The organism is Arsenicicoccus sp. UBA7492, assembly GCF_002479615.1.
GTDB lineage: Bacteria > Actinomycetota > Actinomycetes > Actinomycetales > Dermatophilaceae > Arsenicicoccus > Arsenicicoccus bolidensis.
This window is the reverse complement of record NZ_DLOE01000016.1, coordinates 1-11589: the sequence shown is the minus strand read 5'-3', so window position 1 is coordinate 11589 and position 11589 is coordinate 1. Positions and strand designations below refer to the sequence as shown.

8 protein-coding genes are annotated in these 11589 nt (G+C 71.3%); 5 read left to right on the top strand and 3 right to left on the bottom strand.

Annotation, left to right across the window (positions count from 1 at the left end):
* Positions 1–15 precede the first annotated feature (15 nt).
* Entirely contained in the window at positions 16–2271 is a 2256-nt protein-coding gene (locus B4E97_RS04320; protein ID WP_286958822.1) for a 6-phosphofructokinase, read from the top strand.
* A gap of 156 nt (positions 2272–2427) precedes the next feature.
* The gene (locus B4E97_RS04315; protein ID WP_286958821.1) at positions 2428–3402 is read left to right on the top strand and encodes a PRC and DUF2382 domain-containing protein; all 975 of its coding nucleotides are present in this window, start codon (positions 2428–2430) and stop codon (positions 3400–3402) included.
* A 172-nt stretch (positions 3403–3574) separates the two neighbouring features.
* Here the strand turns inward: B4E97_RS04315 and B4E97_RS04310 are convergent, their stop codons facing one another.
* The 3 genes from B4E97_RS04310 to B4E97_RS04300 form a co-directional block, all read right to left on the bottom strand.
* Positions 3575–4825 carry a vWA domain-containing protein gene (locus tag B4E97_RS04310; protein WP_349681165.1) on the bottom strand — a complete coding sequence of 417 codons (1251 nt, stop codon included), beginning with the start codon at positions 4823–4825 and terminating at the stop codon, positions 3575–3577.
* Between the two features lie 727 nt (positions 4826–5552).
* Positions 5553–6311, bottom strand: a complete 759-nt coding sequence (locus tag B4E97_RS04305; RefSeq protein WP_286958818.1) for a CPBP family intramembrane glutamic endopeptidase — start codon at positions 6309–6311, stop codon at positions 5553–5555.
* A 40-nt stretch (positions 6312–6351) separates the two neighbouring features.
* On the bottom strand, positions 6352–7908 hold the full coding sequence (locus B4E97_RS04300; RefSeq protein ID WP_286958817.1) for a peptide MFS transporter: 1557 nt from the start codon (positions 7906–7908) through the stop codon (positions 6352–6354).
* 349 nt (positions 7909–8257) lie between these two features.
* Between B4E97_RS04300 and B4E97_RS04295 the strand changes: the two genes are divergently transcribed.
* The 3 genes from B4E97_RS04295 to B4E97_RS04285 are packed head-to-tail and all read left to right on the top strand — an operon-like array spanning position 8258 to position 11472.
* Positions 8258–9502, top strand: coding sequence for an arginine deiminase (locus tag B4E97_RS04295; RefSeq protein WP_286958816.1), 1245 nt, complete (start codon positions 8258–8260; stop codon positions 9500–9502).
* Positions 9502–10503: an ornithine carbamoyltransferase gene (gene argF, locus B4E97_RS04290; protein WP_154592248.1), complete on the top strand. Its 1002-nt coding sequence runs from the start codon at positions 9502–9504 to the stop codon at positions 10501–10503. Before B4E97_RS04295 ends, argF begins: the two co-directional genes overlap by 1 nt.
* Before the next feature lie 3 nt (positions 10504–10506).
* Complete coding sequence (locus B4E97_RS04285) at positions 10507–11472, top strand: carbamate kinase (protein WP_286958815.1); 966 nt, start codon at positions 10507–10509, stop codon at positions 11470–11472.
* Positions 11473–11589 lie beyond the last annotated feature (117 nt).

Here is an 11589-nt window from a genome sequence, read left to right as displayed (position 1 = left end):
GCCGGAGGTAGCCCCGTGGAGACCGTCCCCCGCATCGCCGTCCTGACGAGCGGCGGTGACGCGCAGGGCATGAACGCCGCGGTGCGCGGCGCCGTCCGCACCGCCCTTCACCTCGGGGCCGAGGTCTTCGCGATCTTCGAGGGCTACCAGGGCATGGTCGACGGCGGCGACGGCATCCGCCAGGTCGGCTGGGACGACGTCGGCAACGTCCTGCACCGCGGCGGCACCATGATCGGGACCTACCGCAGCAAAGACTTCCGCGAGCGCGCGGGCCGGCTGCGCGCCGCCGCCAACCTCGTGGAGCGCGGCATCGACCGGCTGATCGTCATCGGTGGGGACGGGTCGCTGAGCGGCCTGGACCTGTTCCGCCAGGAGTGGCCCGGGCTGCTCGCCGAGCTCGTCGAGACGGGGCGGGTCGAGCAGGCGCTCGCCGACGCCCACCCGGCCCTGATGACCGCGGGCCTCGTCGGGTCCATCGACAACGACCTCGTCGGCACCGACATGACCATCGGCGCCGACAGCGCCCTGCACCGGATCGTGGACGCGATCGACGCCATCGCCAGCACGGCGGCCAGCCACCAGCGCAGCTTCGTGGTCGAGGTGATGGGCCGGCACTGCGGCTACCTCACGCTGATGAGCGCCATCGCGGGCGGCTGCGACTACGCCCTCATCCCCGAGAACCCGCCCGCCGACGGCTGGGAGGACCGCATGTGCGCCGAGCTGCGGCGCGGGCGCGCGGCCGGTCGCCGGGACTCGATCGTCGTGGTGGCCGAGGGCGCCCAGGACCGCGAGGGCAACCCCATCACGGCGGCGTACGTGCGCGACACGATCGAGCAACGCCTCGACGAGGACACCCGCGTGACGATCCTCGGGCACGTGCAGCGGGGTGGCCGGCCCAGCGCCTTCGACCGGTGGGCGTCGACCTGGCTGGGCTACGCCGCGGCCGAGGAGGTCCTGGCGGCGACCCCGGGGTCGGTGGCCCACGTGGTCGGCATACGGGGCAACCGCATCGCCAAGGTCCCCCTCATGGAGGCCGTCGAGCGCACCCGGGAGGTCCCGGCGGCCATCGCCGGTGGCGACTACGCGGAGGCGATGCGGCTGCGGGGAGGGTCGTTCACCGAGATGACCCAGGTCTTCACCGAGATGTCGGAACCGCCGGTCCCCGCCCTGGCTGAGGGCGAGTCGCCCCGACGCGTCGCGATCCTGCACGCCGGCGGGCTCGCCCCCGGCATGAACACCGCCGCCCGCGCCGCCGTGCGCCTCGGGATCGACCGCGGGCACACGATGCTCGGCGTGCGCGGCGGCTTCCCCGGCCTGCGCGACGGCCAGGTGCAGGAGCTGACCTGGGGCGACGTCGAGGGATGGACCTCCATCGGGGGTGCCGAGCTGGGGATCCGCCGCACGGTCCCCGAGATCGAGGACCTCTATGCCATCGGTCGCAGCCTGGAAGCCGCCCGCGTCGACGCGCTGCTGGTCGTCGGCGGCTGGAACGGCTACCAGGGGGCGCACCGCCTGTGGGAGGAGCGGGACCGGTACCCGGCCTTCCGCATCCCGGTGGTGTGCGTCCCCGCCTCGATCGACAACAACCTGCCGGGGTCCGAGCTGGCCATCGGCACCGACACCGCGCTCAACGCGATCGTCGAGGCCGTCGACCGGATCAAGCAGTCCGCCTCCGCGCGACGGCGCTGCTTCGTGGTCGAGACGATGGGGCGCTACTGCGGCTACCTCGCGCTGATGAGCGGGCTGGCGAGCGGCGCCGAGCGCGTCTACCTCCACGAGGAGGGCATCACCCTCGACGACCTGCAGGACGACGTGCGTCGGCTCCGGTCCTCCTTCGATGCCGGGCGACGCCTCTACCTCGCCATCCGCAACGAGCGCGCGAGCGAGCAGTACACGACGGACTTCCTCGCCCGTCTCCTCGACCAGGAGGGGCAGGAGAGGTATGACGTGCGCCAGGCGGTCCTCGGTCACCTCCAGCAGGGCGGCGACCCCTCGCCCTTCGACCGGGTGCTGGCGACGCGGCTCGTGGCGCACGCGGTGGACCTGCTGACCGAGCAGCTCGCCGCAGGGGGCCGCGAGGCGCAGCTGGTCGGCCTCGTCGCGGGCCGGGTGCAGGCCACGCCCATGGCGCGGATGCTCGAGCTCATGGACATGGCGCACCGTCGTCCCAAGGACCAGTGGTGGCTGGACCTGAGGCCCGTCGTCCGCGCCGTCTCGGAGCCGCCGCCGCCCGTGCTCGCGGCGCATCGGGCGCCGTCCGCAGGCCAGTGACCTGCGCAGACGTGGCCACGTGACCGTATCGAGATTTTTTGGACTCGGGGGTTTGCCGCCTGACGGGCCTGGGCAAGTTACGAGCAGCGGGGCACCGTCGTCCACGGCGACGGCGTCATCCGGCACTTGGTAACCAACGAAAGGCGGAACCCCACCATGTTCTCCAACGAGCACATCGAGCAGGTCCTCAACGGCACCGTCGTCGACAACAACGGCGACAAGATCGGCAAGGTCGGCGACGTCTACAACGACGACCGCACCGGCAACCCGTCCTGGGTGACCGTCAACACCGGCCTGTTCGGCACGTCCAACACCTTCATCCCGCTCGACGACGCGCAGGTCGATGGCGACACCATCCGCGTCCCGTTCTCCAAGGACAAGGTCAAGGACGCCCCCCGCGTGGACGCCGACCGTCACCTGGACGCCGACGAGGAGCGCGAGCTCTACCGCTACTACGGCCACGACTACGACGAGGGCTACGCCGCTGCCGGCACCCGTGGCGGCGACCACGGCGCTGACGGCGACGCGGACGCCACTGCCGGCCGCAACGACCACGGCGCTGACGGCGACGCGGACGCCACTGCCGGCCGCAACGACCACGGCGCTGACGGCGACGCCGACGCGACCGCTGGTCGTCCCCTGGCCGACCGCGACCGCACCCAGGGCGACAACACGATGACCCGCTCCGAGGAGGAGCTGCGGGTCGGGACCCGCGAGCGCGAGGCCGGCCGTGTGCGCCTGCGCAAGCACGTCCGCACCGAGCGCGAGTCGGTCACGGTCCCGGTGACCCACGAGGAGGTCCGCGTCGAGCGCACCCCCATCCGTGACGGTGAGGGCGGCCGCATCGGTGGCGACGAGACCGCCGAGGTCCGCCTCAAGGCCGACGAGGTCGTCGTCGACAAGGACGTCGTGGCCAAGGAGCAGGTCTCCCTGGGCAAGGAGACGGTGACCGAGCAGCAGCGCGTCACCGAGGACGTCCGCAAGGAGGAGATCGAGGTCGAGCGCGAGGGCGGCGTCCGCGAGGGTGGCCTGCGTGACGGGGTCGGCAACGACAACGACGGCAAGGTCGGCCTCGGCGACAAGATCAAGGACAAGCTGGACCGCGACAACGACGGCAAGGTCGGTCGCTGATCAGCCTGATCTGACCCGTCGAGCCCTGCTCGACGACAGGTAGCCACGACGAAGGCCCGGCTCCCCACGCGGGGGCCGGGCCTCCGTCATGCCCGACGCCGGGCCCCGCATCTGTGAGCTGGGGGCCAGGTTGTGCCGTCACCGTGACGGGTGCGGAGGCGCGCGGCGGGGGTCAGAGCGAGAAGAGCGCCAGGTTGACGGCCGCCTTCATCTCGGACGGGCTGTTGACCTGGGCCGCACGGCCACCGGTGGCGCTGGCGATGGCCTGCAACGCCCCCATGTCTGCCTCGGCGCCGTAGCCCAGGCAGATGATCCTGACGGGTCGCTGGGGGTCCTTGGCCTCGTTGAGGTAGGTGAGGAGCTGGCCGAGCGTGTCCGGGCTGGTGGTGTCGCGGTTTGCGCCGTCGGACAGGATCACGAGCTGGTTGACGTAGCCGGGGTCGTACTCGTCGAGGGTGTAGGCGTAGGCCTCGCGGACGGCCTGGTAGAGGGGCGTCCCACCCTTGATGGTGACGTTGCTCATGGCCTGCACCACGACGTCGATGTGCTGGCGGCCGGCGTCGGCGCTCTCGTTGACGGCGAGGTCGGTGGGGCGCTCGATCAGGGGTGTCCCGAGTTCGTTGGAGGTGTGAAAGAAGCACACGCCGGAGCGGGCCCGGGGCGACGCGGTCTGGTAGACGTTGCCGACGAGGCCGCGGACCAGGTCGATGCGGCTCGTCGCCCCGCCGGCGAGGTGCTGGTTCATCGACCCCGAGGCGTCCACGAGCACCATCGAGGAGATGCGGGAGTGCATGCCCCGCCAGGCCTGCACGGTCTGCTGCAGCACGGGCAGCGGCACGGCGGCGGGACGCAGCGGCGCGGCATAGGCGACGCCGGCGGGGTGATCGGTGGGCGCGGCGCCGTCGGGCGCCCTCAGGCTGGCCGCGCGCAGGGCGGCCAGGCCGGACGCCGAGGTGAGGTAGGCCCGGAACCCCCGCGCCGAGGCAGCGCCCGGAGCGTCGTCGGCGGTCGCTCCCACCCCCAGCACCGACAGCGGCACGGAGGCGGCGCCGCCGGCGAGGGGGACGGCGGCCAGCGGCACCGTCGGGTCCACGGCGTTGTCCGCGGCGACGGCCCTCTCGGTGGTGACATAGGCCGAGGCGCGGGAGGTCACCTCGGAGAGGGTGTCGTCCTGGTCAGGGAGCACGTCCCCGTCGTTGCCGGCGAGCGAGGTGATGCGGTGCTCGACCTTGATGACGGCGAGGTCCTTGTCGCTCGGCTCCGCGTAGTCCGGCGCCTTGGCGAGCGGCCCGCCGTTGGCGAGGGTGATCATGGCTCCGAACCCGATGGCAGCGGTGGGGCTGGTCGCCGGGTCCGCCATACGGATCGAGAAGGACGCCCACTCGGGGTGCCCGGTCTGGGCCCAGGTCGACCGCCCCAGCATCCACGAACGCCAGGCGTCGGGGGTGAGCGGCCGGGTGGCCAGCCCCAGGTGCCCGTGTCGGCCATGGCCGAGGGCATCGCGAGGACGACGGGGGTGCTGGCGACCAGCTGCGGGGCGGTGCGCCTCACGGAGCTGGGGAGGGCGGCGACGTCCCCCTCGGACCGGGCGAGCCACAGCGCGGCCCGGTCCGAGGAGAGCAGCCCGGGGAGTGCGGCGGGCCCCGCGGCCTGCTGCACCGCCACCCGGGCGCAGGCCGATCGCTGCGCGACGCGATAGTCGTCGGCGACCTGGGCGAGGGCGTCGGTCAGGGCGGGGGAGGCATAGATCGTGGTGGCGTCGTCGCACGTGCGGACCTCGGCCTGCCGCGAACCCGTCGGCCCCTGCACCCCCGGCCGTGGCTCCCCGACCGTCCCCGGTCCCCGAGCCGGCGCGCCCCTGCACGGCCACGACCCCCCACCCCGCCGAGGGCGGCGAGGGCGATGATGGCGGCGGCGACGTTGCCCACCCGGTCGCTGGAGCTGCCGCGGTGACGGCCGTAGGTCTGCGACACGGGACACCTCCCAGGACTGCGGGCGTCGGGCGTGCGACGGGTTCTGCACCCGACGCCGTCCGTGACGCACAGGTCGCAGTGCGCCGGAAGCGTAACTATTGGAGGGCATTCGGGTGATGTGACGTTAGTCCTGCATCGATTACCGGCGTACGACGAGCCAGGAGCGTGCCGAGAGGGTCAGAGCCAGCCGAGACGGCCCTTGGCGAGCGTGTAGCCGACGAAGGCGACCACGTCGAGCAGCGTGTGCGCGACGACGAGCGGCATGACCCGGCCGCGCCGCTGGTAGTAGGCGCCCAGCACCAGGCCCATCACGGCGTTGCCGAGGAACGCCCCGAAGCCCTGGTAAAGGTGGTAGCTCCCGCGCAGGAGGGCGGACAGCACGAGCGCCAGGCGGTCCGGCATACCGGCCTGGCGCAGTCGCGCGAGGAGGTAGGCGACGACGACGACCTCCTCGAGCACGGAGTTCTGCACCGCCGCCAGCACGAGCACCGGGATCGTCCACCAGGTCGAGGTGAGGTCGGCCGCGACCACCTCGGTGGTGATCCCGAGGTGGCGGCCGAGGAGATACAGACCCAGGCCCGGTATGCCGATCCCCGCCGCCAGGAGGGCGCCGTGCGCGGCGTCGCGGCCCGGCTCACGCCGGTCCCACCCGATGCGCGGGTCGGCGGGTGGGCGGCGGTGCCGCAGCAGGAAGATCGCCATCGCGGGGGCGACCACGCCGAGGGCGATCCCGGTCAGCTGGTAGGCGAGGTCGAGCCAGGGGCGGTCGGGGGTGACCGACTGGTTGAGGGTGGAGGTCTGCTGGTTGAGGGCGACCTCGCGGGTGGTCCGCTCGATGATCCGCAGGATCGAGTAGATCGCGGAGGAGCCCAGGGACAGACCGAGCAGCAGGAGCACCTCGACCAGGTGCTCCTGCCGCTCGGTCAGTCTGCGCATGGGCGGCACTCTAGCGAGCGCCGCTGCGGGTGGGGCGCCGTCAGTGCGCCCGGGCTGCGCGCGCCGCGTCGGAGGCCTCGCGCCGCATGTCCTCGACGTCCTTCATCTTGCGCTGCGTCCACGGCACGAGCGCGAACAGGATGACCGCGCAGGCCAGCGTCATGCCGCCGAGGGTGTAGTAGAAGGCCGCGTCGGACAGGCCGGCCATCCCCTTGATGAGCAGCGCGGCGATGCCCTGGCCGACGGCCGAGGTCAGCAGCCAGAGCGCCATGGCCTGGCTGGCGAAGGCCTTGGGGGCCAGCATCGTCGTGGCGGACAGCCCGACCGGGGACAGGAACAGCTCGGCGACCGTCTGCATGACGAAGACGAGACCGAGGAAGTAGAACGGCGCGAGCGCGGAGCCGCCGGTCCAGGTGCCGAAGGCCCAGCCCATCACCATGGCGGACAGGCCGATGAGGGTGACCGACAGCGCGAACTTGGCCGGCGTCTGCGGGAAGCGGCCGGCGCGACGGGTGAAGAACCAGCCCACGATCGGGGCGAGGATGACGATCGCGAAGGGGTTGATCGACTGGTACCACGCCGGGTTGACGGTGAAGCCGCCGCCGACCTCGAGCTGGGTGTTGTTCTTGGCGAAGCTCGCCATCTTGACGGCGGCCTGCTCGAAGATCATGAAGAACAGCGCCCCGCCGACCCACAGCGGGATGTAGGCGGCGAGGTGGCTGCGCTCGGTCGCGTCGACCTTGGGGCTGCGGAACATCATGACGAAGTAGCCGACGGCCGCGATGATCGACAGCGCCGCGACGGTGTCGACGATGGCCGCGGTGGTCGCGCCGCCCTCGAGGGCGTTGAACAGGAGGTACAGCACCGCGGTGCCCACCACCACGCCGACCGCGACGCCGGCGACGCGGGCGCCGTCCTTGCCGGTCAGGGGGTTGGGGACGGTGGAGCCGATGCCGTGCAGGGCCTTCTTGCCGGCGACGAAGGACAGGATCGCGAAGCCCATGCCGACGGCCGCGGCGGAGAAGCCGACGTGGTAGCCCCAGCGGCCCTGCAGGAAGCCGACGATCAGGGGGGACAGGAAGGCGCCGATGTTGATCGACATGTAGAAGATCTGGAAGCCACCGTCGCGGCGGGGGTCGTCGCGGTCGTAGAGCTCACCGACCATCGTCGACAGGTTGGGCTTGATGAACCCGGTGCCGATGGCGACCAGGCAGATGCCGAGCCACGCGGTCGCGACGGTCGGCAGGGCCAGGCAGATGTGGCCGGCCATGATGATGATGCCGCCGTAGAGCGTGGACCTCCAGGCGCCCAGCAGCCGGTCCGCGGCGAGCCCGCCGGGGATGGCCAGCAGGTAGACGGCGGCGCCGTAGGTCGCGACGATCGCCTCGCCGGTCGACTTCTCCATCCCCAGGCCGCCCTCGCCGACCGTGGCGATGATGAAGTACAGGAGGATGGCCTTCATCCCGTAGTACGAGAACCGCTCCCAGAACTCGACCTGGAACAACCAGGCCAGGCCCTTCGGGTGCCCGACGAATCCTCGGTCGTCCCTGGACGAGGGTCTGGTCGGTGCTGGGGTGGTCTCGTCGATCGTGGCCATGAGTGGTGGCCTTCCTCTCTGATGGGTCGTGCGGTGGCCCACGCCGTCGGGGGCCAGCGTGCCGATGGGTGAGGCACGGCATACACCGTATGCCTCCCCGCACGTCGATCGACGACCGGGTGCGCCTCACCTGACGAGATGCGCTGCCGCGCATACCTATCTGCGGCATACCGTGTGCCGCTCGACCCGGTGCAGCATGAACACTCACCACCCGCTCTGACCAGCGAGATCGGCACCCTCCCCGGTGTAGGCGCAGGGCCCGCTCTGCGCTTTGATAGGGGCGGACCACGGCGGGGAAGCCTTCGAGCGAGGGGCGATCCACCCAGAACCAGCGAGCGAGGGAACCCAGATGACGAGCGAGCGCAGAGCCTACGTCGGCTCCGAGGTCGGCCAGCTCCGCCGGGTGCTGCTGCACCGCCCCGACCGTGAGCTGGCGCGCCTCACGCCGAGCAACAAGGAGGCCCTGCTCTTCGACGACCTGCCGTGGTTCGAGGAGGCGCAGAAGGAGCACGACGAGTTCGCCCAGGCGCTGCGCGACCTCGACGTGGAGGTCCTCTACCTGCAGGACATCCTGACCGAGACGCTCGAGCACCCGGCCGCCCGCCAGTTCCTGTTCGACCACCTCCTCGACGACGAGGTCTTCGGCCCGCAGGCCATCGACCCGATGCTCGAGGTCCTGTCGGGCATGGGCTCCGGGGAGCTCGCCTCGGTCCTCATCGGCGGGATCACCAAGCAGGAGATGCTCGGCCGTATGCCGCACGAGCCCGCCTCGCTGGTCCTGCACTCGATGGGGCGCGACCAGTTCGTGCTGGCGCCGCTGCCCAACCACCTGTTCACGCGGGACACGACCTGCTGGGTCTACGGCGGGGTGTCGATCAACTCGATGCGCATGACGGCGCGCGTGCGCGAGTCCCTGCACTACGAGGCGATCTACCACTGGCACCCGGAGCTGTCCGGCGGCGACCACTCCCTCACCCGCTGGTCGGACGGCCTCGGCACCGGGCTGGCCTCGATGGAGGGCGGCGACGTGCACGTGCTGGGGCGAGGCGGGGTCCTCGTCGGTATGTCGGAGCGCACGACCCCCCAGGCGGTGGAGCGGCTGGCGCAGCAGCTGTTCAAAGCGCAAGCCGCCACCAGCGTCGTCGCGATCGCCATGCCGCAGGGACGCGCGATGATGCATCTCGACACCGTCATGTCGATGGTCGACGAGCACACCTTCACGAAGTACGCCGGGCTGGGGATGCTCCCGGCATACACCCTGACCCCGGGGGACGAACCCGGCCGGCTGCGGGTCCGGTCCCACGCACCCGAGGACATGCACAGGGCGATCGCAAGAGCGATCGGCCTCGACGACATCCGCACCCTGACCGCCGACCAGGACCTGGCGGCGGCGGAGCGGGAGCAGTGGGACGACGGCTGCAACGTGCTCACCGTCCGGCCCGGCGTGGTGATCGCCTACGAGCGAAACACCACGAGCAACGACCACCTGCGCGACAACGGTGTCGAGGTGGTCACCATCAAGGGGAGCGAGCTGGGCCGGGGCCGTGGCGGCCCGCGCTGCATGAGCTGCCCCATCGAGCGAGAGGACATCTGATGTCGTTCACCCTGCGCCACCGCAACTTCCTCAAGGAGGTGGACTTCACCCCCGCGGAGTGGAAGCACCTGCTGAAGCTGTCCGCGGACCTCAAGGCCGCGAAGTACGCCGGCACCGAGCAGCCGCGGCTGCGGGGCAAGAACATCGCGCTGATCTTCGAGAAGACCTCGACCCGGACGCGCTGCGCCTTCGAGGTCGCGGCGTACGACCAGGGCGCGGGGGTGACCTACCTCGAGCCCACGGGCTCGCAGATCGGGCACAAGGAGTCGATGAAGGACACCGCGCGGGTGCTGGGGCGCATGTATGACGGCATCGAGTACCGCGGCTTCGCGCAGTCGCTCGTCGAGACGCTCGGGGAGTTCGCGGGCGTCCCGGTGTGGAACGGCCTGACCGACGAGTGGCACCCCACCCAGATGCTCGCCGACCAGCTCACGATGACCGAGCACTCGGACAAGCCGCTGTCGCAGATCGCCTTCGCCTATCTCGGTGACGCGCGCAACAACGTCGGCAACTCGCTGCTGGTGTCCGGCGCCATGGCCGGGATGGACGTGCGCATGGTCGCGCCGACGTCGCTGCAGAACACCGAGGAGGTCGTCGCCTTGGCGCGCGGGATCGCGGAGCAGACCGGTGCCCGCATCACGATCACCGACGACGTCGAGGCGGGGGTGCGCGGCGCGGACTTCCTCTACACCGACGTGTGGGTGTCGATGGGTGAGCCCAAGGAGGTCTGGGACGAGCGGATCGCGCTGCTCAAGGACTACCAGGTCAACAAGGCCACGATGGAGGCGACAGGCAACCCGCAGGTCAAGTTCATGCACTGCCTGCCGGCCTTCCACGACCGGGCCACCAAGGTGGGGGAGGACATCTTCCAGGCCACCGGCATGGAGGCCCTCGAGGTCACCGACGAGGTCTTCGAGTCCGAGGCGTCGATCGTCTTCGACCAGGCGGAGAACCGCATGCACACGATCAAGGCGGTCATGGTCGCCACCCTGGGGGACTGACTCGTGCGCATCGTCGTCGCCCTCGGCGGCAACGCCCTGCTCGAGCGGGGCGAGAAGCCCGACGCGTCCACGCAGCTCGAGCGCGCCAAGGCCGCGGCCCGGGCCCTCGCGCCGCTCGCGGAGGAGCACGAGCTGGTGATCACCCACGGCAACGGCCCGCAGGTCGGGGTGCTGGCGCTGGAGTCCGCCAACGACCCCAACCTGTCCGAGCCCTTCCCCTTCGACGCCCTGGGGGCGCAGACGCAGGGGATGATCGGCTACTGGCTGCTGCAGTCCCTGCAGAACGCCCTGCCCGGCCGCCAGGTCGCCGCGATGGTCAACCAGACCCTGGTCATGGCGCACGACCCGGCGTTCAAGGACCCCACCAAGTTCGTCGGCGAGACCTACACCGAGGCCGAGGCGCGCTCCAAGGCCGAGGAGCGCGGCTGGGAGGTCAAGCAGGACACCAAGGGCTGGCGCCGCGTGGTCGCCTCGCCGACGCCGCAGCGCATCGTCGAGACCCGCATCATCCGGCTGCTGCTGTCGTCGGGTGCGGTGGTGGTCTGTGCGGGCGGTGGCGGCATACCCGTCATCCGTGACGACAAGGGCAAGCTCAAGGGCGTCGAGGCGGTCGTCGACAAGGACCTCACCGCCGGGCGGCTCGCCGAGGCGCTCGAGGCGGACGCGCTGTTCATCCTCACCGACGTGGCGCACGTGGTCGAGGGCTTCGGCACGGACGACGAGCGGCCGATCACGCGCGCGACGCCGGGGATGCTGCGGGCGATGGACCTGCCCGCGGGGTCGATGGGCCCCAAGGTCGAGGCTGTGTGCCGGTTCGTGGAGCTCACCGGTGATCTCGCGGGCATCGGCCGGCTGCAGGACGTGGCCGCCATGATCGAGGGCGAGGCGGGCACGATCGTCACGCCCGGAGGCAACTACGGCGGCCCCGACGACCTCAACCCCCGCCACGAGCTCACCGTCGACATCTAGACCTACCTCAGGTAGTCACGTCCTCCTGGGTTGGCACGCCAGGCGGACAGACCTACCGGGGGTAGAGGCATCGGCCGGCGTTCGTTCGCCAGGCTGATGCCTCTACCCCCGGCGGGG

Bases quoted from the DNA above. Each gene is read 5' to 3' on its own strand.
- B4E97_RS04315 (WP_286958821.1), top strand. From the start codon at position 2,428: ATGTTCTCCAACGAGCACATCGAGCAGGTCCTCAACGGCACCGTCGTC.
- B4E97_RS04310 (WP_349681165.1), bottom strand. From the start codon at position 4,825: ATGCTGGGGCGGTCGACCTGGGCCCAGACCGGGCACCCCGAGTGGGCG.
- B4E97_RS04305 (WP_286958818.1), bottom strand. From the start codon at position 6,311: ATGCGCAGACTGACCGAGCGGCAGGAGCACCTGGTCGAGGTGCTCCTG.
- B4E97_RS04300 (WP_286958817.1), bottom strand. From the start codon at position 7,908: ATGGCCACGATCGACGAGACCACCCCAGCACCGACCAGACCCTCGTCC.
- B4E97_RS04295 (WP_286958816.1), top strand. From the start codon at position 8,258: ATGACGAGCGAGCGCAGAGCCTACGTCGGCTCCGAGGTCGGCCAGCTC.
- argF (WP_154592248.1), top strand. From the start codon at position 9,502: ATGTCGTTCACCCTGCGCCACCGCAACTTCCTCAAGGAGGTGGACTTC.